General features: G+C 50.1%; 27 protein-coding genes and 2 pseudogenes. 9 read left to right on the top strand and 20 right to left on the bottom strand.

Annotated features, from left to right (window positions below; genetic code table 11):
• Positions 1 to 30 precede the first annotated feature (30 nt).
• Positions 31 to 1251 carry an ISL3-like element ISKox3 family transposase gene (locus ACQG1Y_RS25990; protein WP_000343760.1) on the bottom strand — a complete coding sequence of 407 codons (1221 nt, stop codon included), beginning with the start codon at positions 1249 to 1251 and terminating at the stop codon, positions 31 to 33.
• Positions 1252 to 1352: 101 nt separating this feature from the next.
• Between ACQG1Y_RS25990 and ACQG1Y_RS25985 the strand changes: the two genes are divergently transcribed.
• Both ACQG1Y_RS25985 and ACQG1Y_RS25980 read left to right on the top strand, forming a co-directional pair.
• Positions 1353 to 1592 carry a hypothetical protein gene (locus tag ACQG1Y_RS25985; RefSeq protein ID WP_001549892.1) on the top strand — a complete coding sequence of 80 codons (240 nt, stop codon included), beginning with the start codon at positions 1353 to 1355 and terminating at the stop codon, positions 1590 to 1592.
• A 2-nt stretch (positions 1593 to 1594) separates the two neighbouring features.
• A complete protein-coding gene (locus ACQG1Y_RS25980; protein WP_004199403.1) occupies positions 1595 to 1951 on the top strand; it encodes a S24 family peptidase in 357 nt (118 codons plus the stop codon).
• A 33-nt stretch (positions 1952 to 1984) separates the two neighbouring features.
• Here the strand turns inward: ACQG1Y_RS25980 and ACQG1Y_RS25975 are convergent, their stop codons facing one another.
• On the bottom strand, positions 1985 to 2689 hold the full coding sequence (locus tag ACQG1Y_RS25975) for an IS6-like element IS26 family transposase (protein ID WP_001067855.1): 705 nt from the start codon (positions 2687 to 2689) through the stop codon (positions 1985 to 1987).
• 58 nt (positions 2690 to 2747) lie between these two features.
• On the opposite strand from ACQG1Y_RS25975, the gene cutA reads away from it, so the two are divergent.
• The gene (gene cutA / locus ACQG1Y_RS25970) at positions 2748 to 2882 is read left to right on the top strand and encodes a divalent cation tolerance protein CutA (RefSeq protein WP_023408307.1); all 135 of its coding nucleotides are present in this window, start codon (positions 2748 to 2750) and stop codon (positions 2880 to 2882) included.
• A gap of 4 nt (positions 2883 to 2886) precedes the next feature.
• Complete coding sequence (locus tag ACQG1Y_RS25965) at positions 2887 to 3918, top strand: protein-disulfide reductase DsbD domain-containing protein (RefSeq protein ID WP_004201169.1); 1032 nt, start codon at positions 2887 to 2889, stop codon at positions 3916 to 3918.
• A gap of 10 nt (positions 3919 to 3928) precedes the next feature.
• Here ACQG1Y_RS25965 and ACQG1Y_RS25960 read toward each other — a convergent pair whose 3' ends face one another.
• The 3 genes from ACQG1Y_RS25960 to ACQG1Y_RS25950 are packed head-to-tail and all read right to left on the bottom strand — an operon-like array spanning position 3929 to position 5753.
• Entirely contained in the window at positions 3929 to 4567 is a 639-nt protein-coding gene (locus tag ACQG1Y_RS25960) for a phosphoribosylanthranilate isomerase (RefSeq protein ID WP_004201168.1), read from the bottom strand.
• A gap of 4 nt (positions 4568 to 4571) precedes the next feature.
• The gene (gene ble, locus ACQG1Y_RS25955) at positions 4572 to 4937 is read right to left on the bottom strand and encodes a bleomycin binding protein Ble-MBL (protein WP_004201167.1); all 366 of its coding nucleotides are present in this window, start codon (positions 4935 to 4937) and stop codon (positions 4572 to 4574) included.
• A gap of 3 nt (positions 4938 to 4940) precedes the next feature.
• Positions 4941 to 5753, bottom strand: a complete 813-nt coding sequence (locus tag ACQG1Y_RS25950; protein ID WP_023408309.1) for a subclass B1 metallo-beta-lactamase NDM-5 — start codon at positions 5751 to 5753, stop codon at positions 4941 to 4943.
• Between the two features lie 234 nt (positions 5754 to 5987).
• On the opposite strand from ACQG1Y_RS25950, the gene ACQG1Y_RS25945 reads away from it, so the two are divergent.
• The gene (locus ACQG1Y_RS25945) at positions 5988 to 6968 is read left to right on the top strand and encodes an IS5-like element IS5 family transposase (protein ID WP_000019402.1); all 981 of its coding nucleotides are present in this window, start codon (positions 5988 to 5990) and stop codon (positions 6966 to 6968) included.
• A gap of 108 nt (positions 6969 to 7076) precedes the next feature.
• Here ACQG1Y_RS25945 and ACQG1Y_RS25940 read toward each other — a convergent pair whose 3' ends face one another.
• Together ACQG1Y_RS25940 and ACQG1Y_RS25935 are read right to left on the bottom strand one after the other, a co-directional pair.
• Entirely contained in the window at positions 7077 to 8078 is a 1002-nt protein-coding gene (locus ACQG1Y_RS25940; RefSeq protein WP_023408311.1) for an IS30 family transposase, read from the bottom strand.
• Positions 8079 to 8297: 219 nt separating this feature from the next.
• Positions 8298 to 11315 (bottom strand): Tn3-like element IS3000 family transposase, encoded by a 3018-nt coding sequence (locus tag ACQG1Y_RS25935; RefSeq protein WP_004199413.1) that lies wholly within the window; start codon positions 11313 to 11315, stop codon positions 8298 to 8300.
• A gap of 142 nt (positions 11316 to 11457) precedes the next feature.
• Here ACQG1Y_RS25935 and ACQG1Y_RS25930 point away from each other — a divergent pair.
• Positions 11458 to 11880 (top strand): annotated as a pseudogene (locus ACQG1Y_RS25930) (CatB-related O-acetyltransferase); the annotation flags it as partial.
• A gap of 84 nt (positions 11881 to 11964) precedes the next feature.
• Positions 11965 to 12417, top strand: a complete 453-nt coding sequence (locus tag ACQG1Y_RS25925; RefSeq protein ID WP_001749986.1) for an NAD(+)--rifampin ADP-ribosyltransferase Arr-3 — start codon at positions 11965 to 11967, stop codon at positions 12415 to 12417.
• Positions 12418 to 12687: 270 nt separating this feature from the next.
• Here ACQG1Y_RS25925 and ACQG1Y_RS25920 read toward each other — a convergent pair whose 3' ends face one another.
• Positions 12688 to 15705, bottom strand: a complete 3018-nt coding sequence (locus tag ACQG1Y_RS25920; RefSeq protein ID WP_004199413.1) for a Tn3-like element IS3000 family transposase — start codon at positions 15703 to 15705, stop codon at positions 12688 to 12690.
• A gap of 143 nt (positions 15706 to 15848) precedes the next feature.
• On the opposite strand from ACQG1Y_RS25920, the pseudogene ACQG1Y_RS25915 reads away from it, so the two are divergent.
• Positions 15849 to 16361, top strand: a pseudogene (locus tag ACQG1Y_RS25915) (Tn3 family transposase); the annotation flags it as partial.
• Positions 16362 to 16612: 251 nt separating this feature from the next.
• On the opposite strand, the gene dqlB reads toward ACQG1Y_RS25915, so the two are convergent.
• The 6 genes from dqlB to ACQG1Y_RS25885 form a co-directional block, all read right to left on the bottom strand.
• A complete protein-coding gene (dqlB, locus tag ACQG1Y_RS25910) occupies positions 16613 to 16708 on the bottom strand; it encodes a DinQ-like type I toxin DqlB (protein WP_000609145.1) in 96 nt (31 codons plus the stop codon).
• Positions 16709 to 17512: 804 nt separating this feature from the next.
• On the bottom strand, positions 17513 to 17791 hold the full coding sequence (locus tag ACQG1Y_RS25905; RefSeq protein ID WP_001093608.1) for a hypothetical protein: 279 nt from the start codon (positions 17789 to 17791) through the stop codon (positions 17513 to 17515).
• Entirely contained in the window at positions 17788 to 18063 is a 276-nt protein-coding gene (locus ACQG1Y_RS25900) for a hypothetical protein (protein ID WP_000557557.1), read from the bottom strand. The genes ACQG1Y_RS25905 and ACQG1Y_RS25900 overlap by 4 nt, the downstream gene beginning before the upstream one ends.
• Positions 18064 to 18080: 17 nt before the next feature.
• Complete coding sequence (locus tag ACQG1Y_RS25895; RefSeq protein WP_000510385.1) at positions 18081 to 18335, bottom strand: hypothetical protein; 255 nt, start codon at positions 18333 to 18335, stop codon at positions 18081 to 18083.
• A 109-nt stretch (positions 18336 to 18444) separates the two neighbouring features.
• Entirely contained in the window at positions 18445 to 19266 is an 822-nt protein-coding gene (locus ACQG1Y_RS25890; RefSeq protein WP_000196235.1) for a SprT-like domain-containing protein, read from the bottom strand.
• The gene (locus ACQG1Y_RS25885; protein ID WP_023408316.1) at positions 19263 to 19442 is read right to left on the bottom strand and encodes a hypothetical protein; all 180 of its coding nucleotides are present in this window, start codon (positions 19440 to 19442) and stop codon (positions 19263 to 19265) included. The genes ACQG1Y_RS25890 and ACQG1Y_RS25885 overlap by 4 nt, the downstream gene beginning before the upstream one ends.
• A 272-nt stretch (positions 19443 to 19714) precedes the next feature.
• On the opposite strand from ACQG1Y_RS25885, the gene ACQG1Y_RS25880 reads away from it, so the two are divergent.
• Positions 19715 to 20365, top strand: a complete 651-nt coding sequence (locus ACQG1Y_RS25880; RefSeq protein ID WP_000351937.1) for a YkgJ family cysteine cluster protein — start codon at positions 19715 to 19717, stop codon at positions 20363 to 20365.
• Positions 20366 to 20402: 37 nt separating this feature from the next.
• On the opposite strand, the gene ACQG1Y_RS25875 is transcribed toward ACQG1Y_RS25880, so the two are convergent.
• The 6 genes from ACQG1Y_RS25875 to ACQG1Y_RS25850 form a co-directional block, all read right to left on the bottom strand.
• Positions 20403 to 20858: an H-NS family nucleoid-associated regulatory protein gene (locus ACQG1Y_RS25875; RefSeq protein WP_001293458.1), complete on the bottom strand. Its 456-nt coding sequence runs from the start codon at positions 20856 to 20858 to the stop codon at positions 20403 to 20405.
• Positions 20859 to 20869: 11 nt separating this feature from the next.
• Positions 20870 to 23197 carry a type IA DNA topoisomerase gene (gene topB / locus ACQG1Y_RS25870; protein ID WP_004199098.1) on the bottom strand — a complete coding sequence of 776 codons (2328 nt, stop codon included), beginning with the start codon at positions 23195 to 23197 and terminating at the stop codon, positions 20870 to 20872.
• A gap of 3 nt (positions 23198 to 23200) precedes the next feature.
• Positions 23201 to 24463 (bottom strand): AAA family ATPase, encoded by a 1263-nt coding sequence (locus ACQG1Y_RS25865; RefSeq protein ID WP_000517490.1) that lies wholly within the window; start codon positions 24461 to 24463, stop codon positions 23201 to 23203.
• 82 nt (positions 24464 to 24545) lie between these two features.
• Complete coding sequence (locus ACQG1Y_RS25860) at positions 24546 to 25040, bottom strand: thermonuclease family protein (protein ID WP_001215543.1); 495 nt, start codon at positions 25038 to 25040, stop codon at positions 24546 to 24548.
• A complete protein-coding gene (locus ACQG1Y_RS25855) occupies positions 25037 to 25363 on the bottom strand; it encodes a hypothetical protein (protein WP_004208538.1) in 327 nt (108 codons plus the stop codon). Before ACQG1Y_RS25855 ends, ACQG1Y_RS25860 begins: the two co-directional genes overlap by 4 nt.
• Before the next feature lie 85 nt (positions 25364 to 25448).
• On the bottom strand, positions 25449 to 25763 hold the full coding sequence (locus tag ACQG1Y_RS25850; protein WP_000754496.1) for a TrbM/KikA/MpfK family conjugal transfer protein: 315 nt from the start codon (positions 25761 to 25763) through the stop codon (positions 25449 to 25451).
• Between the last annotated feature and the right edge of the window lie 69 nt (positions 25764 to 25832).

Genomic DNA, 25832 nt, shown 5'->3' with positions numbered 1-25832 from the left:
ATGGGTCTTCCCCGATCATGGTGGGAAGGCTCAGAACGCCATATTCAGCTTTCCGTAGTGGAACATCACCCCCAGTTTAAAGCGCTCCCGGTTTCGGTATCCCCTGGCTTTTATCCTCAGCAGCCTGATCTTGCTGTTAAGTGCCTCCGCATTTCCGTTTGAGACACTGTGTCGCATCGCATTCAGGATCCCGTACAGCCTTTTTCCTATCGTTTTCGCGGCATTTTTCATCATGGGAACGTCACTGTTAGCCGCCAGCGCCAACCATCTCTGCCAGTCACTCCGTCTTTCCTCGCTCCATGGCCTGTTCCAGATATCCTTTGCCAGCTCTTTCAGCGCCCAGCACTGGCTCGTCAGCTTCATCTGTGCACGCAGCCACATCAGCTTTTCCTGCCGGGATTCGGTCATCCACTTATCGCTGTACTGCCACAGGAAGCGGGTTCCTTTTGCCTGGTGTCGGCTTTCAACAGGGAGGTGCGGATGTTCATTCTGACGGGTTTTATCAACTACCTCGCCCAGTTGCTTCGCCACATGGAAGCGGTCAAAGGCGATTTTCTCAACCGCACTGGGTAAGTGGATACGCGCTGCTCTTATATAGCCCGCGTTCATGTCCATTGAGAGCGTTTTGATAGCCAGCAACTGCCCATCAGTGAGCGTGCGAAGATAGCCGGCAAGACTCTCTGTGCCGCGATCATCCGTTAAGGCCAGCGCCCGACCATCGCGATCGGAGATCACCGTTATGTAACGATGTCCTTTTTTAAAGGCGACCTCATCCACATTCATATGACGGGCGGATAATGGCTTTTTTATCCGGGCAAGACCTCGCTTAACTGCCCGGGTCATAATGCCGTCAACCGCATTCCAACTGAGCTTAAGTTGCTTCCTGACAGCATCAACGGTGCTGATTTTCAGCCATGAGAGAACGAACGATTCGAATAGCAACGTATACCGGCTTCCGGGGCCAGCCCACGGAACAGGCAACGTCAGGCAGCCATGCTCCGGACACATAATTCGTGGAACATCGGCTTCAACAATAGTGGTGAACTGGCAGGTATCAAGATGGCGCCATTTACGATGACGGTGATCGTGAACAGAACAGGATTTACCGCAGGTCGGACAGGCTAGCCGGGTGTTTTCAGCGATCTCAATAGTGACAGTAACAGAACCGGCATTTTCATCGAGAGAAAGGGACTTTACCTGCCACGGATCGGACAGGTTGAGAATATGAGCGTAGAGGGACTTTTCGTCCATGGCGGTGACCTCTGGCGATTAAATACACCATTATCATGCCTTCAGCCACCACAACAAGGGAAGACCCATATGCATACAGCTATATTGATCGGAGGTTTTTCATGCCTAGACACTATGAAATTGACTCAGCCTGGCGTGCGAGCATTAAGCGTGAGCCGAACGGTCGTCAGACAGTTACGACAGAAGCCTTTGTCAGCCAGCTTGCGCTGATTAATTTTCACTGGAGTTGTCGCCAAGCAAATCAGTGGATTGAAACCTACGTGACCGTTTTTAAAGACATTTCCACTCAGGAAGGAGAGAACCGGACATTCATGCTTTTTAACCCCAACGGAGGCCGTTAAAAATGGGTTTTCCATCGCCAGCAACCGACTACCAGGAAAACAGGCTGTCACTCGATCAGCACTGTAATACAGGAGCGCCGGGAGTATTCTTTTTTCGAAGTGATACCTACTCTTTCCGGGAAGGGATAAAGCCTGGTGCGCTGCTCATAGTAGATTTTGGGGGCACGCCCGTTGACGGGTCTTTGGTGCTCTGTGTCCTGGAACAAGAATTCAGGATCATGCGATTGCGACTACACCCCAAGCGGTGTCTCCAGGAACTCGATAAGCTGGATAACTTCAGGGCTATACCTGATGACGATGAGGACGGGTTGGAGGTCAGGGGGGTCATTACGCACATTGTGGCACTGTTGCAAAGTTAGCGATGAGGCAGCCTTTTGTCTTATTCAAAGGCCTTACATTTCAAAAACTCTGCTTACCAGGCGCATTTCGCCCAGGGGATCACCATAATAAAATGCTGAGGCCTGGCCTTTGCGTAGTGCACGCATCACCTCAATACCTTTGATGGTGGCGTAAGCCGTCTTCATGGATTTAAATCCCAGCGTGGCGCCGATTATCCGTTTCAGTTTGCCATGATCGCATTCAATCACGTTGTTCCGGTACTTAATCTGTCGGTGTTCAACGTCAGACGGGCACCGGCCTTCGCGTTTGAGCAGAGCAAGCGCGCGACCATAGGCGGGCGCTTTATCCGTGTTGATGAATCGCGGGATCTGCCACTTCTTCACGTTGTTGAGGATTTTACCCAGAAACCGGTATGCAGCTTTGCTGTTACGACGGGAGGAGAGATAAAAATCGACAGTGCGGCCCCGGCTGTCGACGGCCCGGTACAGATACGCCCAGCGGCCATTGACCTTCACGTAGGTTTCATCCATGTGCCACGGGCAAAGATCGGAAGGGTTACGCCAGTACCAGCGCAGCCGTTTTTCCATTTCAGGCGCATAACGCTGAACCCAGCGGTAAATCGTGGAGTGATCGACATTCACTCCGCGTTCAGCCAGCATCTCCTGCAGCTCACGGTAACTGATGCCGTATTTGCAGTACCAGCGTACGGCCCACAGAATGATGTCACGCTGAAAATGCCGGCCTTTGAATGGGTTCATGTGCAGCTCCATCAGCAAAAGGGGATGATAAGTTTATCACCACCGACTATTTGCAACAGTGCCCCCCGCCCTGCAGGAACGCCTGCGCCAACTGCATCCCTACGAACTCCCGGAGCTGCTCGCGGTCGAAGCCGCGTCCGGCCTGCCCGAATACCTGCAATGGCTGGCCGCCGAGAGCCGACCGGTAAACTGAGCCAATGACCGCATCCACGATCCGCCTGCGCCGCTGGCTGGCCGGGCTCGCCCTGCTGCTTGCGCTGCCCGCGACCTCGGCCGTCGCCCAGGACTTCGAACTGCCGCCGGTCGACGAGGTCTTCGTCCTGTCCGCGCAGGCCACCGCGCCGGACCGCATCGAGGTGCGCTGGCGGATCGCCGACGGCTATTACCTGTACCGGCACCGCACCTCGGTCAAGGCCGATGCCGCCTTCACCGGCGCGACCATGGCGCTGCCGAAGGGCAAGGCCTACCGCGACGAATTCTTCGGCGACGTCGAAACCTACCGCAAGGAATTGCTCGGCACCCTCACCGGCACGCCCGCGGCCGGCGCGAGCGCGACCACCCTGACCGTGAAGTACCAGGGCTGCGCCGATGCCGGCGTGTGCTACCCGCCGCAGACCCGCACCCTGAAGGTCGCGTTGCCGGGCGAAGCGGGCGCTGGCGGCTTCGGCTGTAAGGCGCGCGGGCTGCATGATTATGTCGTCAAGAACGGCTCTGCCGATCATCCCAACGCCGAGGTGAAATTCGCACTGGGTGATGTGGTCAACACCATGATCGGCTGCACTAATGGTGAAACGATCATGCTGTGCCACGACACCTCGCTGCCGCGCCCCTATTCTCTCGGCTTTCGGGTGCAAGGCACCGAGGGGCTGTGGATGGACGTCAACAAGTCGATCTATCTGGAGGGCAAGAGCCCACAGCCGCACCGCTGGGAGCCTGCCGAGGGCTGGTTTGCGAAATACGATCACCCGCTATGGAAACGCTACGCCGATCTGGCGGCAGGGGCCGGGCATGGCGGGATGGACTGGTTCGTGATCCACGCTTTTGTCGAGGCGCTGAAGGCCAAGGCCCCGATGCCAATCGACATTTACGACGCGCTGGCCTGGAGCGCGATCACGCCTCTGTCGGAACAATCGATTGCTGAGGGCAATCGCACGTTAGATTTTCCCGACTTCACCCGAGGGCAGTGGCGCACCCGCAAGCCGATCTTTGCGCTGAACGACGCCTATTGATCGACGCGATTTAGGCCAAGCGCACCGCAAAGGCGAAATTGGTAATCTTGTCGGTATCCTTGACGCCCGGCGCGCTTTCGACGCCGCTGGAGGTATCGACCAGCGGCGCTCCGGTGCGCGCAATCGCCTCGGCAACATTCGTCGGATTTAGCCCGCCTGCCAGCCCCCACGGCAAGGCACCGCGATATCCGGCCAGCAGCGACCAGTCGAACGCCAACCCCATGCCGCCGGGCAGCGCGCCTTTGGGGGTCTTGGCGTCGAACAAGATCAAGTCCGCCGCCCCGGCATAGGCTGCGGCGCGTGCGACATCGCTGGCGCTGGCGACGGGCAGCGCCTTCCACACCGGCTTGCCAAACCGCGCGCGCAACTGGGCCACGCGTTCGGGCGATTCCGAACCGTGCAGCTGCAGCGCGTTCAGCTTGGCTGCCACCAGTGCGTCGGCGATGACAGCATCATCCGCATCGACGAACAAACCGACCATGGCGATCTGGCCAGCTGCGCGCGATGTCAAAGCGCCCGCGACATTCGACGTAACCGCACGGGGCGACGCTGGATAGAACACCAACCCGGCATAGTCCGCCCGCGCCGCGATGGTCGCATCGAGCGCCTCGGGTGTGCTGATCCCGCAAATCTTGATTTTCGCGGGCATGCGGTCAGTCGGGGTTCTGGATCAGCCGCACCAGCGTGCAGTCGGGATCGATCAGGTAGCCGATCCTCAGGCCGCTCGCCTCCAGTTGCGGAGCTTTGAAGCGCGGCCAGCCGGTGCTTTTTTCCTCGGCTCCCGCCGCGTTCACCAATGCCACCATGGCATCGAGATCATCCAACCGCAGGCAACAGCCGAACGAGCTCGTAGCTGGGTCGAGGTCAGGATAGGGGAAGAATTCGAGCTGCAAACCGCCGCGCTGCAGGATCATCCAGCCGCGATCCTTCCAACTCGTCGCAAAGCCCAGCTTCGCATAAAACGCCTCTGTCACATCGAAATCGCGCGATGGCAGATTGGGGGTGACGTGGTCAGCCATGGCTCAGCGCAGCTTGTCGGCCATGCGGGCCGTATGAGTGATTGCGGCGCGGCTATCGGGGGCGGAATGGCTCATCACGATCATGCTGGCCTTGGGGAACGCCGCACCAAACGCGCGCGCTGACGCGGCGTAGTGCTCAGTGTCGGCATCACCGAGATTGCCGAGCGACTTGGCCTTGCTGTCCTTGATCAGGCAGCCACCAAAAGCGATGTCGGTGCCGTCGATCCCAACGGTGATATTGTCACTGGTGTGGCCGGGGCCGGGGTAAAATACCTTGAGCGGGCCAAAGTTGGGCGCGGTTGCTGGTTCGACCCAGCCATTGGCGGCGAAAGTCAGGCTGTGTTGCGCCGCAACCAGCCCCTCTTGCGGGGCAAGCTGGTTCGACAACGCATTGGCATAAGTCGCAATCCCCGCCGCATGCAGCGCGTCCATACCGCCCATCTTGTCCTGATGCGCGTGAGTCACCACCGCCAGCGCGACCGGCAGGTTGATCTCCTGCTTGATCCAGTTGAGGATCTGGGCGGTCTGGTCATCGGTCCAGGCGGTATCGACCAACAGCACGCGGCCGCCATCCCTGACGATCAAACCGTTGGAAGCGACTGCCCCGAAACCCGGCATGTCGAGATAGGAAGTGTGCTGCCAGACATTCGGTGCGAGCTGGCGGAAAACCAGATCGCCAAACCGTTGGTCGCCAGTTTCCATTTGCTGGCCAATCGTCGGGCGGATTTCACCGGGCATGCACCCGCTCAGCATCAATGCAGCGGCTAATGCGGTGCTCAGCTTCGCGACCGGGTGCATAATATTGGGCAATTCCATCAAGTTTTCCTTTTATTCAGCATTAAAAACCCCGCAAATGCGAGGCCTAGTAAATAGATGATCTTAATTTGGTTCACTGTAGCAAAAATATGGGGCGAATTCAAACATGAGGTGCGACAGTTTCAAAAGCCATATGATAATCAACAAGCTGAGCAAATTTCTCTAAGGAAGGTGCGAACAAGTCCCTGATATGAGATCATGTTTGTCATCTGGAGCCATGGAACAGGGTTCATCATGAGTCATCAACTTACCTTCGCCGACAGTGAATTCAGCAGTAAGCGCCGTCAGACCAGAAAAGAGATTTTCTTGTCCCGCATGGAGCAGATTCTGCCATGGCAAAACATGGTGGAAGTCATCGAGCCGTTTTACCCCAAGGCTGGTAATGGCCGGCGACCTTATCCGCTGGAAACCATGCTACGCATTCACTGCATGCAGCATTGGTACAACCTGAGCGATGGCGCGATGGAAGATGCTCTGTACGAAATCGCCTCCATGCGTCTGTTTGCCCGGTTATCCCTGGATAGCGCCTTGCCTGACCGCACCACCATCATGAATTTCCGCCACCTGCTGGAGCAGCATCAACTGGCCCGCCAATTGTTCAAGACCATCAATCGCTGGCTGGCCGAAGCAGGCGTCATGATGACTCAAGGCACCTTGGTCGATGCCACCATCATTGAGGCACCCAGCTCGACCAAGAACAAAGAGCAGCAACGCGATCCGGAGATGCATCAGACCAAGAAAGGCAATCAATGGCACTTTGGCATGAAGGCCCACATTGGTGTCGATGCCAAGAGTGGCCTGACCCACAGCCTAGTCACCACCGCGGCCAACGAGCATGACCTCAATCAGCTGGGTAATCTGCTGCATGGAGAGGAGCAATTTGTCTCAGCCGATGCCGGCTACCAAGGGGCGCCACAGCGCGAGGAGCTGGCCGAGGTGGATGTGGACTGGCTGATCGCCGAGCGCCCCGGCAAGGTAAGAACCTTGAAACAGCATCCACGCAAGAACAAAACGGCCATCAACATCGAATACATGAAAGCCAGCATCCGGGCCAAGGTGGAGCACCCATTTCGCATCATCAAGCGACAGTTCGGCTTCGTGAAAGCCAGATACAAGGGGTTGCTGAAAAACGATAACCAACTGGCGATGTTATTCACGCTGGCCAACCTGTTTCGGGCGGACCAAATGATACGTCAGTGGGAGAGATCTCACTAAAAACTGGGGATAACGCCTTAAATGGCGAAGAAACGGTCTAAATAGGCTGATTCAAGGCATTTACGGGAGAAAAAATCGGCTCAAACATGAAGAAATGAAATGACTGAGTCAGCCGAGAAGAATTTCCCCGCTTATTCGCACCTTCCCTAATGGTGTAAGCCAATCTAACGCCTTTCTAGGACGAGTATTCAGTGACATGGCAACTTGATTTAAATAATGCTGATCTGCCTGATTTAAATCAATCCCTTTAGGTAAATATTGCCTAATTAAACCATTCATATTTTCGCATGTGCCTTTTTGCCAGGGTGAATGTGGGTCACAGAAATATACATCTATGCCTAAATCTTCTTCGAGTATTTTATGTTCTGACATCTCACGTCCACGGTCATAGGTCAACGTTTTACGCAGTTCTGCAGGTAAATATTTCAGAGCTTCAGTTAAAGCCTTGCGCACTGATTCTGCCTTTGCATCAGGTAATGTTGCCAAGATACAGAGCCGTGTATTTCGTTCAATAAGTGTTGCTATCGAACTTTTATTGTCTTTACCTTTAATTAAATCAGCTTCCCAATGACCCGGTATTTTTCTTTCTTGAACTTCGGCTGGGCGCTCATGAATAGTTTTAATATCCTGTAATATAGAATCTTTTTTAGGTTCACCGTTAGCTTTTCGCTTTTTATTTTCATGACGTAGACAGGATAATAAGTCTTTTTTCAACTCACCCTTTGGTAATGCTCGTATCGTTGAATAAATCGTTGTATGGCTTACATTCATTGTTTGATCCAAATCAGGAAATGTCTTTAAACGCTTTGCTATTTGCTGAGGAGACCATAAACAACGGATCGCTTCAACAATAAATTTCCAGAGGATTGAATCGATTTTGAGTTTTCTGTGACCACGTCTACGTCTAGCGAAGGTGTTATCAGAAGCATATCGAGCTTGATAAACGTCATTGATGCTATTTCTTTTAAGCTCACGATAGATCGTACTAGGATGTCTTTTAATGAGTTCAGCAAATTTTCTGGCTGAAAAGCCTTCTTTTCTTGACTCAAGCATTAATGCAGTACGATCTTCAAAGTTAAGATGATGGTATGACAATTTTATATACTCCATAAACCCTTTAAATTAATTAGGTGGTTTATGTCGCACTTCAAGTTTTACTCTGCCAACTTTAAATCAGTGGCTCCACTAACACTCTTCACTTATTTATTTAAAATTTAGCGACGTTAAAAGACAATTAAGTATTTTTAGATAATGGGGTTCTAGGGATTTTCCGTCCAAAAACGACAAAGTGCTCTGGAGGCCGCGCCGTCCGTGGCCTCCAGAGGGGTATTACTTTTCGCTGACGGGTAAATATCCCTCGATTGAGCGCATAAGCTCCTCCAGATCTGGCAATTTTTCGCTCAATTCGAAGTGGTAAGTCCCCTTGAGGTTAATGTTGTGCCAGGCCACAGGGGATGCCTGTTTGACGATATCTATTCTCTTGGTATCTCCTTGGTATTCGAAGCTGGTCAACAGCTGGCTGAGTATCCTGGAGTTGAAGTAAACGATGGCATTGGTGACCAGGCGAGCGCACTCATTCCATAGCTGGATTTCTTCGTCTGAACTGCCCCGGAACTGATCCCCATTGACGCTGCTCACGGCCCGACGCAGTTGGTGATAGGCCTCTCCCCGGTTCAGCGCGCGCTGAACATAGTTTCTTAAACTGGCATCATCGATGTAGCACAGTAGATAATTCGCTTTCACCAGGCGATTGTATTCCGTCAGGGCTTCCAGCAGCGGGTGATTGCGCTTGTACTCCGAGAGCTTTCTCACCAAGGTGGCTTGCGTTGTTTTCCGCTGCTTAAGTGATACTGCAATCCGTTGGATGGTATCCCAGTGCTGCGCAATACGATGGGTATTGATTGGCTTTTTTAAGCACAGCTGAATTCGGTGTTCTTTGTCTTCCTTGACATCAAACATGTCATTGATCACTTTGCCAACCTGGGCATAGCGTGGGGCAAACTGGTATCCGAACAGATCCAGTAACGCGAAGTTCACATGGTTCACCCCATGGGTATCGGTTGAGAGCACATCCGGAATGATGTCTGACGTATTGCTCATCAACAAATCAAAGATGTAGTGCGATTCATGTTCGTTGGCGCCGATCACTCTGGCGTTGATCGCAGCGTGATTGGCGATCAAGGTCATGGCAGAAACACCTTTTTGAGTGCCAAAGTACTTCGACGAATAACGGGTTTTGAAGGTCTCGCGCCGGGCTTCGAACTTTTGACCATCGGCACTGGCGTGGATCACATCTTCCTGGATGTTGTAGTACCGGAAGATGGGTAGCTTGGCTGTCGCGTTATTGATGTTGTCGTTAGCAGCATTCAATGTTTCCAGGCGAAGATAGTTCGCCTGGATAGTGCTGAGCTGATCATAGGTACGATCAGAGATCTGTGCCATGCCGTAAATGCCTTGATTGGTTGCATTGCCGACCAGAATTGCCAACAGGTCATATTCATGGGAACGGCTTCTGGATTGGGAACCCAGCACATGAGCGAAGCAGTCAATGAAACCGGTGTCACGATCAACCATGCGCAGTACATCCGCAATCCCCGTTGTGGGAATTTGCTGGAAGAAGGGATTGTTGACCAGATGATGTTTGCTGGCCGAAGGCAGGCGCCAGAAGCGTTTACCCTGCGGATTACGCAAGATGATATTCCGGTTGTCTTCCTGTTCAAGATATTCGCCGACTTCGTACAAACGGGTATCCAATTCCATGGCCATCTGTTTGATCAGCTTTTCAGGCTCCTCCGCTAATTTTGTAAAATGGCTCTGTTGAAGCAGCGTATATTTGTTTTTTCGCCAATGTTCCCCGTCGATCAGGTCGGCGTCGAGTGCCCGGTATTTAGTGATATCAGGCAGCGTCAGCTGGCCATTCAGGCGATCAGGAATCTGTTGATAGAGGAACCACTCATAACGATCGATCAGGATATTCCCTTCACCATCCAGCAGGAATTCACGTGATTTTTTGGAAAGGAGTCTGGTGTCGGCAGTTTGCAACTGAGCGTCCTGGCCGTTGAGTTCGTTTTGTGTTTTCGCCAAGGCGGCCGCTAAGTGCTGGGTGCCGTCGCAGCCTTCGAAGCGCAGACATAGGAACAACTCTCGCAGCAAACCTTTCCGCAGACTTTCTTTCTCGTCGCAGTACTGCCACATGGCTTCATCGACCGATCGTCGCTGCTCGTTCAGGAAGAGACATACAGATTCCAGATCCCTTTTGGTCAGCAGGCTCAGTGCTTGCTGTCTTACTGTTGCAAACGGTAGTTGCAGATCAATGCTGTCATCAATGAACAGGTGCAGTACTTCAGCTGCCTTGCTGACATTTTTAGCTGCTTTTTGCCAATCCTTAAACACCGCTTCCTGCGCATAATCCTTTGCCTTCTGTTTGGTCTGTCTGACATGATGCACAAAGCCATCGGCAATACGTTCCAGCGCTTGCTGCCATCGCGTTTGAAGATAGCACAATAAATACAGCCATTGGCTGCCTACGGTTTGACGTTTCAGTTTGGCACCGTAGTAGTCGACTTTCTCTGCCAGGTGTTGCAGATTTTTCTGCGACAGTGATAGCGTGCTCAACAGCAGATCCACTTCCGGCATCCAATGCTGGATATGGCGATAGACAATCAGTTCTTTCTCCAACTCGGTTCCGGTGAAGTTACGAGCCGATTGTCGCAACTGTCGGAACGGCAGTGGACCTGTGCCGTTCACGAGCTCCGCCAGTGCTTGCTTAAGACCGCGTGACATTGCACGCTCAAGGTGCGCGGCCATGTGTTCCTGTTCGTCTCCCACCACCTGACTGATGATCTTTTGCAGCGTGCTGTAGGCAGGGATTGCGATCTTCTGCCCCGAACAATATTCATTGGCCGCATCGAAGAGGTGCCTAGGCGCTGTCCAGGCTCTGGCTTGCTGGGATAAGTAATCTCTCAACGCCGCTCCATGGTCTTTGACATTCCAGCGCTGGTAGTTGCAGAGCTGGAAAACACGTTGGTAAATCCGTTCGTTCTCTTTTGGCGTGAGATTAAAGGGTCTACAGCCTGGGCCTGGTAGAACGGTTTGATAAACGTATTTGAGGTCCTGCTTGATCTGATGAAAGCCGGGATTCAGCACCACCGGCTTGGCTTTGAAATAGCCCAGCAGTACCACCAGCATGTAACGCTGGCCCCGATGACGGAGGCTTTTAGCGATCGCCAGTTCCTTATCGTTCAGCGAGAAAAAGAAGCGTTGGTCGGCGGAGGTGAAAGCGGGGGGTCCATATAACTCATCTTGTTCTGCCTCGGACAAGATTTGGACACGTTCTTCGAATGCCATGGATTTAGCCCAAAAAGACTAAATCTTACTCAAACAGAGCCCAAATAGGGATCTCGAAAAAAGTAATACCCCTCTGGAGGCCACAGACGGCGGGGCCTCCAGAGCACTTTGTCGTTTTTGGACGGAAAATCCCTAGAACCCCTTTATCATGGCTGGCAATCAGGGGCATCGGTACGACTGGGCATCATCTTTCCCGTTCTTTTATATGCAGGAAGAACCTGCATTCTCAAGCGCACTCGATGCCTTCCAAAAAGCAGGTAATACTGTCATTGGCAATGACGTTTGGATCGGCTCTGAGGCAATGGTCATGCCCGGAATCAAGATCGGGCACGGTGCGGTGATAGGCAGCCGCTCGTTGGTGACAAAAGATGTGGAGCCTTACGCTATCGTTGGCGGCAATCCCGCTAAGAAGATTAAGAAACGCTTCACCGATGAGGAAATTTCATTGCTTCTGGAGATGGAGTGGTGGAATTGGTCACTGGAGAAGATCAAAGCGGCAATGCCCATGCTGTGCTCGTCTAATATTGTTGGCCTGCACAAGTATTGGCTCGAGTTTGCCGTCTAACAATTCAATCAAGCCGATGCCGCTTCGCGGCACGGCTTATTTCAGGCGTTATGCAGCCAAATCCCAACAATTAAGGGTCTTAAAATGGTAAAAGATTGGATTCCCATCTCTCATGATAATTACAAGCAGGTGCAAGGACCGTTCTATCATGGAACCAAAGCCAATTTGGCGATTGGTGACTTGCTAACCACAGGGTTCATCTCTCATTTCGAGGACGGTCGTATTCTTAAGCACATCTACTTTTCAGCCTTGATGGAGCCAGCAGTTTGGGGAGCTGAACTTGCTATGTCACTGTCTGGCCTCGAGGGTCGCGGCTACATATACATAGTTGAGCCAACAGGACCGTTCGAAGACGATCCGAATCTTACGAACAAAAGATTTCCCGGTAATCCAACACAGTCCTATAGAACCTGCGAACCCTTGAGAATTGTTGGCGTTGTTGAAGACTGGGAGGGGCATCCTGTTGAATTAATAAGGGGAATGTTGGATTCGTTGGAGGACTTAAAGCGCCGTGGTTTACACGTCATTGAAGACTAGTCCTTTGCATAACAAAGCCATCAAACCGGACGCCAGAGATTCCGCGCCTGTTGCGCATGGCTTCGCCATTTTATGCGCAATAGGCGCGCCACCCTGTCGCCGTTTATGGCGGCGTTAGATGCACTAAGCACATAATTGCTCACAGCCAAACTATCAGGTCAAGTCTGCTTTTATTATTTTTAAGCGTGCATAATGGGGTTCTAGGGATTTTCCGTCCAAAAACGACAAAGTGCTCTGGAGGCCGCGCCGTCCGTGGCCTCCAGAGGGGTATTACTTTTCGCTGACGGGTAAATATCCCTCGATTGAGCGCATAAGCTCCTCCAGATCTGGCAATTTTTCGCTCAATTCGAAGTGGTAAGTCCCCTTGAGGTTAATGTTGTGCCAGGCCACAGGGGATGCCTGTTTGACGATATCTATTCTCTTGGTATCTCCTTGGTATTCGAAGCTGGTCAACAGCTGGCTGAGTATCCTGGAGTTGAAGTAAACGATGGCATTGGTGACCAGGCGAGCGCACTCATTCCATAGCTGGATTTCTTCGTCTGAACTGCCCCGGAACTGATCCCCATTGACGCTGCTCACGGCCCGACGCAGTTGGTGATAGGCCTCTCCCCGGTTCAGCGCGCGCTGAACATAGTTTCTTAAACTGGCATCATCGATGTAGCACAGTAGATAATTCGCTTTCACCAGGCGATTGTATTCCGTCAGGGCTTCCAGCAGCGGGTGATTGCGCTTGTACTCCGAGAGCTTTCTCACCAAGGTGGCTTGCGTTGTTTTCCGCTGCTTAAGTGATACTGCAATCCGTTGGATGGTATCCCAGTGCTGCGCAATACGATGGGTATTGATTGGCTTTTTTAAGCACAGCTGAATTCGGTGTTCTTTGTCTTCCTTGACATCAAACATGTCATTGATCACTTTGCCAACCTGGGCATAGCGTGGGGCAAACTGGTATCCGAACAGATCCAGTAACGCGAAGTTCACATGGTTCACCCCATGGGTATCGGTTGAGAGCACATCCGGAATGATGTCTGACGTATTGCTCATCAACAAATCAAAGATGTAGTGCGATTCATGTTCGTTGGCGCCGATCACTCTGGCGTTGATCGCAGCGTGATTGGCGATCAAGGTCATGGCAGAAACACCTTTTTGAGTGCCAAAGTACTTCGACGAATAACGGGTTTTGAAGGTCTCGCGCCGGGCTTCGAACTTTTGACCATCGGCACTGGCGTGGATCACATCTTCCTGGATGTTGTAGTACCGGAAGATGGGTAGCTTGGCTGTCGCGTTATTGATGTTGTCGTTAGCAGCATTCAATGTTTCCAGGCGAAGATAGTTCGCCTGGATAGTGCTGAGCTGATCATAGGTACGATCAGAGATCTGTGCCATGCCGTAAATGCCTTGATTGGTTGCATTGCCGACCAGAATTGCCAACAGGTCATATTCATGGGAACGGCTTCTGGATTGGGAACCCAGCACATGAGCGAAGCAGTCAATGAAACCGGTGTCACGATCAACCATGCGCAGTACATCCGCAATCCCCGTTGTGGGAATTTGCTGGAAGAAGGGATTGTTGACCAGATGATGTTTGCTGGCCGAAGGCAGGCGCCAGAAGCGTTTACCCTGCGGATTACGCAAGATGATATTCCGGTTGTCTTCCTGTTCAAGATATTCGCCGACTTCGTACAAACGGGTATCCAATTCCATGGCCATCTGTTTGATCAGCTTTTCAGGCTCCTCCGCTAATTTTGTAAAATGGCTCTGTTGAAGCAGCGTATATTTGTTTTTTCGCCAATGTTCCCCGTCGATCAGGTCGGCGTCGAGTGCCCGGTATTTAGTGATATCAGGCAGCGTCAGCTGGCCATTCAGGCGATCAGGAATCTGTTGATAGAGGAACCACTCATAACGATCGATCAGGATATTCCCTTCACCATCCAGCAGGAATTCACGTGATTTTTTGGAAAGGAGTCTGGTGTCGGCAGTTTGCAACTGAGCGTCCTGGCCGTTGAGTTCGTTTTGTGTTTTCGCCAAGGCGGCCGCTAAGTGCTGGGTGCCGTCGCAGCCTTCGAAGCGCAGACATAGGAACAACTCTCGCAGCAAACCTTTCCGCAGACTTTCTTTCTCGTCGCAGTACTGCCACATGGCTTCATCGACCGATCGTCGCTGCTCGTTCAGGAAGAGACATACAGATTCCAGATCCCTTTTGGTCAGCAGGCTCAGTGCTTGCTGTCTTACTGTTGCAAACGGTAGTTGCAGATCAATGCTGTCATCAATGAACAGGTGCAGTACTTCAGCTGCCTTGCTGACATTTTTAGCTGCTTTTTGCCAATCCTTAAACACCGCTTCCTGCGCATAATCCTTTGCCTTCTGTTTGGTCTGTCTGACATGATGCACAAAGCCATCGGCAATACGTTCCAGCGCTTGCTGCCATCGCGTTTGAAGATAGCACAATAAATACAGCCATTGGCTGCCTACGGTTTGACGTTTCAGTTTGGCACCGTAGTAGTCGACTTTCTCTGCCAGGTGTTGCAGATTTTTCTGCGACAGTGATAGCGTGCTCAACAGCAGATCCACTTCCGGCATCCAATGCTGGATATGGCGATAGACAATCAGTTCTTTCTCCAACTCGGTTCCGGTGAAGTTACGAGCCGATTGTCGCAACTGTCGGAACGGCAGTGGACCTGTGCCGTTCACGAGCTCCGCCAGTGCTTGCTTAAGACCGCGTGACATTGCACGCTCAAGGTGCGCGGCCATGTGTTCCTGTTCGTCTCCCACCACCTGACTGATGATCTTTTGCAGCGTGCTGTAGGCAGGGATTGCGATCTTCTGCCCCGAACAATATTCATTGGCCGCATCGAAGAGGTGCCTAGGCGCTGTCCAGGCTCTGGCTTGCTGGGATAAGTAATCTCTCAACGCCGCTCCATGGTCTTTGACATTCCAGCGCTGGTAGTTGCAGAGCTGGAAAACACGTTGGTAAATCCGTTCGTTCTCTTTTGGCGTGAGATTAAAGGGTCTACAGCCTGGGCCTGGTAGAACGGTTTGATAAACGTATTTGAGGTCCTGCTTGATCTGATGAAAGCCGGGATTCAGCACCACCGGCTTGGCTTTGAAATAGCCCAGCAGTACCACCAGCATGTAACGCTGGCCCCGATGACGGAGGCTTTTAGCGATCGCCAGTTCCTTATCGTTCAGCGAGAAAAAGAAGCGTTGGTCGGCGGAGGTGAAAGCGGGGGGTCCATATAACTCATCTTGTTCTGCCTCGGACAAGATTTGGACACGTTCTTCGAATGCCATGGATTTAGCCCAAAAAGACTAAATCTTACTCAAACAGAGCCCAAATAGGGATCTCGAAAAAAGTAATACCCCTCTGGAGGCCACAGACGGCGGGGCCTCCAGAGCACTTTGTCGTTTTTGGACGGAAAATCCCTAGAACCCCTCAGTGGGACGAAATGATCCGGACCGCTGGCTCCCTGAAGCTGGGCAAAGTACAGGTTTCAGTGCTGGTCCGTTCATTGCTGAAAAGTGAACGTCCTTCCGGACTGACTCAGGCAATCATTGAAGTGGGGCGCATCAACAAAACGCTGTATCTGCTTAATTATATTGATGATGAAGATTACCGCCGGCGCATTCTGACCCAGCTTAATCGGGGAGAAAGTCGCCATGCCGTTGCCAGAGCCATCTGTCACGGTCAAAAAGGTGAGATAAGAAAACGATATACCGACGGTCAGGAAGATCAACTGGGCACACTGGGGCTGGTCACTAACGCCGTCGTGTTATGGAACACTATTTATATGCAGGCAGCCCTGGATCATCTCCGGGCGCAGGGTGAAACACTGAATGATGAAGATATCGCACGCCTCTCCCCGCTTTGCCACGGACATATCAATATGCTCGGCCATTATTCCTTCACGCTGGCAGAACTGGTGACCAAAGGACATCTGAGACCATTAAAAGAGGCGTCAGAGGCAGAAAACGTTGCTTAACGTGAGTTTTCGTTCCACTGAGCGTCAGACCCCTGTTACCGATGCAAGAACAGGGGAGTTTCATGAAATGCCTGTTTAGGAGTGATTAAAGGTAACTTGTGCGCAGAAGGTCAGGTGTGTGGTGGTTAGTACAGACTAGTGAATGTTGTAACTAAACTATATTTTTATTAAAGGCCGGAGGTGGTGTTCCTCCGGCCTTAATTACGTTTCCGTGTTCATTAGTCGATGAACTGGCGGATCAGTTCCAGAATGGCAATCAGCGCGTTTGCAAGCGCCGCTACCGCCCTCAGAACGATGATTAACAGGTTAATCATCCGTTTTCTCCATAAATGGAGTAAAGACACCGTGGCTTGCTCTTACACTGCCTGTCACCACGGCTTCTCTTCGTCTTGTCAGTTGTAGAGAGTCTCACTCCTGCCAGAGCACAGATAACCAGCACCACCTGTATTACCTGTCAGGACTTTGAACCTGTTCATGCCGCATTTAGCGGAATGCAGGGAGAGACTCACCACAGAGCTAACCCTCTGATTATACGTTTATCTAACGTTCAGGCAAACCGTTAACGCACAGTCACTGCCCGTCATATTGCATAATCAGGCTTCACGGATTATCATACTATTGTCAGTTGTAGAGAGTTTCCCTTCCGGGCTGAGTTACCAGCTCGCACCGGAACCGTAAAAAAGCCGACCTCACCAGTCGGTTTTTTTACGTCTGCGGTTTCCCGCTTCGTTTAAATCTATTTTAAATGAATAAATTGTTCTGCGGCAAACCCAACAACATAAGGACGTTAGGGTTGATGGTTGCCGAAATCGCGGTGCGTTACGTGAATTCTGAGGTTTTGCGAGGGGGATTGGGCGCGAGAATTTACGAGAGAGCGCCGGAACAATGCCGGGATCACAAACCATCACCCGTGAAAGAAATCTTCCGGCATTGCCCGGTCAGGTAGTATGACATTCATTGTCAACGGCCATCAATTTATAAGCTGCTTTGCACTTCATAAAAGATCACCACCAGGGCTGCTAAAACAGTACCGATAGCCAGCACGTTAAAAAGTACGTCCTTCATCTTTACGAACGACATACTGATTTGCGTCCTTTCCCTTTTGTCAGCCTTCTCTATCATCCAGCGTTGGTATGAATCACTGTTACTTTTTCTGTCCATGTTCCCCCCAATTCATCAATGAGCACCAGGCGGCCACCAGGCTTCTTGCCAACAAAGTAACGGCCTCGCGGCAGACGTTCGCCAGTCTTCAGCCGTTCGATCCAGTCCTGAAATGCAGGGCGCGGTTTATAGCTGTAGCGGCCAAAATCAGCTAAAGACTGCGTGACCATGACTGTTTGGCAGCCATGCTTTCTCATATCACGAAACGTATTTTCCAGTGCAGCCAGTGTATTCATTTGCACGTTCTCTCTGCTTTTCCCATGAAGATATTAACGACACTCAAAACTAACACCGTTGGCATGATCACGGCAGCATAGCCGACAGCAACGGCCTGATATATGGTCAATGAGTAGTCGGGCTGTTTATACAATACGACTGAAAAAATGCTCCCCAAACAAGCAAGCAGAGTTAAAAACAAGTAATCGACAAATCTGTTTTTATAGATAACCCATGCAACGATGCAGGGATATGACACCAGGCACAGGATAATCGCATTTGTGGTATGCACGTTTCGCTCCTTGTTATTTAAGGGTTGTCAGCCAGATCAAACAGATTGTTCAGGCTGGAACGGAATTGTTTTACCGATGATACCAGCTCCTGACTCCGCGCTTTTTCCTGCGCCAGTTCACGCCGTAGCTGCGCCATCTCGTCTCTGTTACGCTGAAGCTCAAGGATAGCCGTCATAAAGGTTTTGCTGGCTGATGCCTGTCCGGTCGCTTCCTGCGCCTTTTTAATGGCCTGATCTTCGTCGTCATTCGTTCTGATTGTGTAATGCCCCATGATACCCCTCTTTTGCTGTCATTTTTGCGCTGCCGGCGCGAACCCGGGAAGAAACTTTGCTGGCAAAAAACACTGGCCAACAGATGTGACCGGGAAAATTTGCTGGCAATTAATTTTCGATGAAAGCCAGCTCGCAATCGCCGCATTCAATATTCAGTCCGGCTTTGCCCCACACGGCAGCGCCACACCCGCGACACTGATATTTAACTTTATTTCGTTTTGGCTTGTCCTCAAATGCTGCAACTGACAAATCATTGTCATTGCTCCCGGCCATATCATCTGAATGGCTCCCGTTCTGCGGTGACACTGACGGCAGCAGAGCCATAGAAAGCACCGCTTCTATATCAATCCCGGCCTCAGCATTTTGATGCGCCAGAGCAAGCGTTTCGCGCCATTGCTCTATTACGGCGGTCATATCTTTTTGTTGTTCGACCTGGACAGGGAAGCGATCAAACCAGCTCAAAGCAAATTGCCCCTGGAACAGTTCCAGTGTGACGCGCTGGAAGCGGCCACCAGGGATCGGATAGTCATTAATCTTCTGGCCGACTTTCGCACCACCAGGTCTCCCGGTGGAGGAGGGCATAAGTCCGATACTTTCCATTTTTGCCGCCCACTGCGCATTGTGGTACGTCTTACGCGACGGGTTGCCGTAGTGGTACTGCCACATATGGCACTGCTCATGAACCAGCGTTTGCATGACTTCAATAAGCGGGTACACCGGGAAGTATTCAGGATTGAGGGCGATTTCATCAATCATCCTGCCGCTGCCGTCAGCAGCAACAAAGCGCCTGTAACTGAAATAGCCCATTGTGTTCTTGCCGCGCTGGAACGTAATCAGACAGTCAGGGAGTTCGCCGTCAAAAAGGCGCTGGTTATAGAAATCAAACGCCTGTTGTAGCTCGCTGTAAGCGCGTTCCGTGGCTCTTGTCATGCTGAAGTTCGCTTAGCGGCGTTCCGATATTCCTGTAACTCTGCAACAATAGCAGGGAACACATCAGCGCAACGCTGTGCCAGCTTAACCGCCTTTGAACAAACGCCCATACCATGTGCTCTTTTGAGCGCCTCCAACAAATCTACCAGTTCCTCGTCAGTGATTTTTTCAGTCATCTATTAAGCTTCTCCATTATCTGTATCGTACGATACAGATAATATAAACCACACCTTTGATAGCGGCAATCTTTTTTGCTGGCAATTTCACGCCCAGGGCGGGCATCGAGCGGGTAATATTGCTGGCAAAAATCAACGGCCAAACCGGCTGCAGGAAACTGGTTTGCTGGCAAGCGTGATTTACTGCTGGGCTTGACACCTTGCCATTGTATGACGCTTGTTTTAGTGTCAAATGAACAACCAGCGCGAGAAGAATATAGGAAGCAAAAGCAATGGATATCAAACCTAACTCAGTGATCCACCTGGAGCCAGGCGAAACATTACCCGGCTATACCAATCTGAAACCCGTACCTGATAAGTATTTCGATGAGTTAAAGGCACTCATAAATAAACTCAATACTCAATCCGGTAATATTTACCTCAAGTTAAAACAGATGTACGCCTTTTTGGATCGTTTTAACAAAGAATTTGTGAGCACGTTTACCTCCTGTCAAAAGGGGTGCTCTTCGTGCTGTAAAATGGATGTTCATTTAACCGCGCTTGAGGCAACACATATTGCACAAGCAAGTAAACTTACTGCCAGAGACAACCCGCTTACGACCGGGCATGAGTCAAAATGTCCGTTTTTGTCTGAGAAGGGAACATGCTCAATCTACAATTACCGCCCGCTGTTATGCAGGACATATCATGTACTCACTCCGCCGGAGATGTGTAATGACCTGGATGCACAAGTCATGCAGTATGGTTCTCAAAGCGCGAACATGGGAAATCACATCTACAAAACAATAGCAGAGTGGATCTATTTTCAGACGTATCACTGCACTGGTAAGTTAGAAACCAAAGATATCAGAGACTACTTCCCTTATCCCCGCGAAGATATCCAAAGATTTCTTCACCATAACCCCCCGCGCCCTTTTTGCTAAAAAAAAGCCTCTGACGCAGTGTCAGAGGCTTGTTAGATTACTGTTCGTCACCAGCAGTGCTGGAAGCATCTTTTTTGATGAGAAACTCATCAAGAGAACGGCCAGCTTTTAACGCTTCGTCGATTGGTTTTGGTGTCCGGCCACGACCAGACCAGTATTTCGTTTCGCCGTTTTCATCAAACTGATATTTAGGCGGCGCTTTTGGCAACGTCTTTTTGCGTGTTTTTTGCGCATCTTCGGACAGGCCAAGCAGTTCTTCCGGTGAAAAACCTTCTCCGGCAATCAACTGGAGCAGTTCCTGGCGCTTTCTTTCGCGCTCTGCGCGTTCTGCTGCCTCACGCTCTGCTTCTTCACGACGTTCTTCGATCACGGCGTTAAGCTTTTCCTGCATTTCCAGCAGTTGTTCAAAGCTGGTTTCTCGCGCAAAAACACGAACAGAGCGAATATTCAGGAGTAGCTTTTTTGTTGCGTCAAACGTTTCATTTTCACTCATCGAGTTAATCCTTATTTTTTACTGAACTGAAACCCAAGTTTACCCGTAGTTTTATCCTGCAAAACAATTGCAGCGTCAAACTTTTTCCCGGTTTTATTACTGGTAAAGCCTTTAATCTCTCCGGTTTTACCTTTTTTGATTAATGTCTCAACCTGATTTTGTGTCAGTTTTTTTCCTGACACTTCAGACCAGATTTTAAACTCGCACCCGGAACAGAAAAAGCCTTTAGGCCGGATAATAATTTCTTTACTGCATGAAGGGCAGGGGGCTTCGAGCCGGGACATGGAACCTTCTGATCTGGATTTTGCTTCCATATCCGGTTTGCCGTCTTTGTCCGGGAATGTTGTCTTGCATTCAGGGTAGCAGGAGCATCCCCAGAAAAAGCCATTTTGCCCCTTACGCTTACGCAGGAAACCGTTGTTACAAACCGGGCAGGGCGTGGCATTTGAAGAAATCGAAATTCCGTTCCTGTCCAGCTCGTCGATTAACCCCTGGACGTACTCATCATTTTCCTTAATAAACTCCTCAACTGTCAGCTCTCCGGCTTTGATCTGAGACTGCTTTTCAGCCCACAGAGCGGAGATATCCGGTTTAGTGATTTCAGGAGGCAGTGCAGCGCAAAACTCCTGGCCTTGTTTTGTGGTTTTCCATACCAGCTCCGAATACCCCTTTTCTTTTTCGATGGAGATAAGCCCGGTATTTGCCGCCAGTTTCTCAAGAATACCCGCGCGGGTGGCTTCCGTTCCGATACTGCCACGATCACTGCTGCCCTCGTCTTTCGCTTCCAGCGCCTTTCTGAGAGCCGGATCATCAATGAATTTTGCCGCACTCGTCATGGCGGCCAGTAACGTTGACTCTGTGAAATAGCGAGGTGGTGTAGTCTTTTTCTTGTCCACGTCTGCCGATTCACACAGGCCGCTGTCATTAAATTTCAGCAATGAAAGGTCAAAACCGTCCGTTCCGGCATCTTCGGTTTCGTCCTCGTCATCACTATCCTTACCCAGCGCTTCCCAGCCCTTTTGTACCAGAACGCTCTGTGTGGCCGTAAAGGTATCCCCCTTAATATCAAAGTGGATTTTCGTCTTGTTGCGGATCGCATCCGGGTAGAACAGCCCGATAAAGTAGACGGACACCAGGTTATAAACGTTCCGCTCTTTTTCATTAAGCTGAATACCGGCTCCGCTTTTTGTCGTCGGGATGATGGCGTGGTGCGCCTCAATCTTACTGGCATTAAAGGCTTTGTGTTTCTGGCCTTTATCCATATCTACGATCGCAGACGCCAGTTCGGGTACGGTGGCCGCTATAGCAGTGGCAATATCTCCGGCCTGGTAATAATGCTCATCTGAAAGATAGCGATTGTCAGAACGTGGATAGGTCAGAAGCTTGTGAGTTTCATACAGCCCCTGCATCACATCGAGCGTATCTTTTGCAGAATAACCAAATCGCTTTGCGCAGAGCTGCTGAAGCGTGGAAAGGTTAAGCGGAAGCGGAGGCTTGCTATTTTCCGGCTTTGTCGTCGCGATAGTAACAATAGCATCCTTACCCGTAACACGTCCGGCAATATGCGCGGCCTGAGCTTCGGAGATCAGGCGTTTTTTCTCGTCTATCTGATCGTCGTCTGTTGTCTGATATTTCGCCTTAATCTGATGCCCGTTCATCGACAGACTGGCGAATACATCGTAATAAAAGCTTTCTGTGTGATTCTGGTTCGCCAGCGTGCGCATGTTCACCAGACCAAGAACGGCACTTTGTACCCGGCCAACGTTCAGAACGCCGTCATAGCCCTTCTCACGGCCTTTTAATGTACATCCCCGCGTCATGTTATAGCCAAAACCCTGATCGCACAGGGAACGCGCCAGGGCGCTTAACGTCATACCGCGAAATTTATCGTTAGGTTGTAAATTCGACAGTGATTTTTGCACTGGCGCAAGGTTGAGGTCGGCAACAAGCAGTCGCTGGACGGGTTTCTTGTTTCCGGCATAACCCAGAATCTCATCAACCAGCAAACATCCTTCATCATCGGGGTCGCCTGAATGAACGATGCTGTCGGCTTTATCGATAAGAGACAAAATAATGCGGGTCTGTGCTTCTGATTCAGGCTTGATTTTATATTTTGGCGGATAAACCGCTTTAATGGGTAAATCACTATAACGCCAGTTGGAATATTTGTCGTCATAATCCTGTGGGTCGTAAAGCTCCAGCATATGACCATAACACCAGGTAACGACATCAGAACCGTGTTCAAAATAGCCGTTTTTCTTTTCTGTATTGGGATTTCCGCCCAGTCCTTCAAAAATAGCCTTTGCTAAAGACGGTTTTTCTGCAATAAAAAGTCTCATTAATCAATCCTCAAGGTAACTTGAATAGTCAGGCTGCGCACCATTCTTTTTAAAGATTTCTTCCCTTTCCTCTATGTCTTCTTCTGCCTCCTGCACACTAAGGTCAAGGGTTCCTTTCAAAAAGGCACGCGCATTCTTGATTACATCTACTGTTAATTCGTTTTTTGTTCCGCGAATCATGCCAATAGCAATATTTATTATCTCCTTTATTTCAGCAGGAGTCGTTCTGTCCAGCACCGCGCCAAGTTCTTTAAGGTCAATATTTATATCGTCTGGTAAGTACATTTTGGCACAAGCGGCAGCGGCTTTAGTCCGAAAAGCACCTACAGATATGATTCTGTCAATTCTGCCAGGGCGTTTTCTGATGCGCGGATCAATCCGGTTAGGATAGTTCGTTGAAAAAATAACATATGTCCCGGCAAGATTTCGCGGTGTATCAGCCCCATCAAGAAAACTTAACGTTCCGGCATCAGCCCGATAAAGTTCATCAACCTCTTCAGCTATTATGATAACGGGTATTTTCTTTTGAGCTGCGGCATAGCAAACATCTTTAAAGTAATCATCAGCATAAACAAATACATATTTATCCTGATATTTTGCCCCCAAAGCTTTTGCGATAGTCGTTTTCCCTGTGCCCGGAGGACCAGTAAAAAGCACTTTTCGCATTCCTGACTGACCATAACGGGTGTAGAAATCAATATCCGAAAAGAACTGATTAAAGTCATTCTCCAGCTCATTAAACTTTGGATGAACAGAAAAACGTAAAGCGTTTTCTATTTCTTCCTTCCTTGCCTTACCGTGATAATAAACGCCGTCGTAACACCCGATTTTCCAGATACCTTTACGGGGTAAAGAGCGGTTTAATTTAGCGCGTCCAGCTTCGCAAAGATTATGAAGCATCGACATACTTTTGGTTGTGCCAACTGCGTACTCCATTCTGACTTTAGAGTTAAGAATGAAGCGAATAATATGAACCACTTCATTTTGACCAAGATGAATCCGGTATGCTCCCGAACCATCTTTAAACATAAGCTTTTTAATCCTCCCGGCTTTAGCCATAACAGGGCTACTTCCCGTATGAACGACGGTTGAAGCAACGGGTTCGATATCAAGATTCGAATAAATTTTACGATTCTTTCTGTTTATAAAAATCTCTGCCACTTTAGGATAGTAATCACAATCCTTTACGACAGTACCAAAATTATCTTCACCGTAATATTCTTTATGGAGCCGTAAAGCCTGCTCTACCAGAGTTAATTTACCCATATGCGCACCATGTATATTAAAAACCGTGACGTTGCCTGAAGATTTTCTTCAGGCAGAGGAGGGGTTGGACAAGCGAAGCGCGTCAGTTTTGTTTATGACGCCACTCCCACGGAGGAACGGGATTACTGTCAGCCCACAGGCCGCGCTTCTGTGTCTGAGCTTCCCGTTGCAGAGCCGGTAATGAGTTATCGGTGTTGTACCTGTCATAAACCCATGCAGCCCCTTTTAGCACTTGCTGGCGGTTAGCCTCAGTGCCGTTCGCTGTCACCACTCGTCCCAGGACTCGCCCGTAGCGATCTGTTTGCGTATAAGAGACGGTAACTGATTGCCCTGCCAGCAGGGCTTTAAGTTGATTGGTTGACCAGCGACCAAAGGGTTGTTTTTTTTCCGGTGCATCGATATTTATCAATCGGACTCGAATCGGAACTTCATACACAACAATTTTCGCGGGTAGTGTTTTAACTTCGATGGTATCTCCATCGAGAACGCGAATAACTTTCCCCTGAATCTGAGCAGCACACAATGTAGCTGGCAACAGGGCAACAGCAAAGGAAAGAACATTAAAAAAATGTCTCATTGCTTTCTTCCCTCCCATATTGCTGAGAGTCTTTTAAAAATGGATAAAACGACGACTAAAGCCACTGCGATAACAGCCAACGAAGGAAGTACATAGCTGTATAACTCAACCATGAAATTAATAAACTCAATGAGCGATTGCGGCTTTAAGGAAGCATCCCACAAAACGATAACAAAACGATAAAGCCCATAGACAATTGCCGGAAACCAGACCATAAACAACAAAATTTCAGTAAAAACAGAAGCGACCGATTTGACACTATCGATAATTTCAATTCCGGCAATTCTCACACTTCTTGCATCAGGTACGTTAATAATTTTCATCCTCCCACCCCTGTAAAAAATGTTCGCAAGTTCCAGTCTCAAACCTGAAACTTGCGTATTCACATCAGAATTAAATCAAACAGAATTAAAAGTTTTTCAATCGGCCAAAGCTTGAAATAATTTTACTTACTGTACCTGCATCAGCCGCAGGACATTCATTTAGTTTTTTCTTTCTGGCATCTGCCGTGTGATCGGGTAAAAAACCATGTTTATTCTTTTTCCTGATTGACATAAAACTTTTATACATCGGGTCACATTCTGCCGGACTACTTCCGTCAAGTTTTCCGGCAAGGCATAACACCATTGCACATGGATCGTTCGGGTCGGCCTTTTCCTCAGCATGAGCAGTTCCGGCAGCGAACGCACAAAGCAGCACTGCCGTGGTTACGGTCTTTTTCATATACACCTCATGGATAACGGGCAACTAACGCCCTGCGGTTGTTCAACCCCGGCTCAATAAAATTACAAG

This window comes from Enterobacter cloacae complex sp. 397G4 (genome assembly GCF_050031515.1).
Classification (GTDB): Bacteria; Pseudomonadota; Gammaproteobacteria; order Enterobacterales; family Enterobacteriaceae; genus Enterobacter; species Enterobacter hormaechei_C.
Note: the sequence above shows the minus strand (reverse complement) of the source record. Positions and strands in the feature narration are given on the sequence as shown.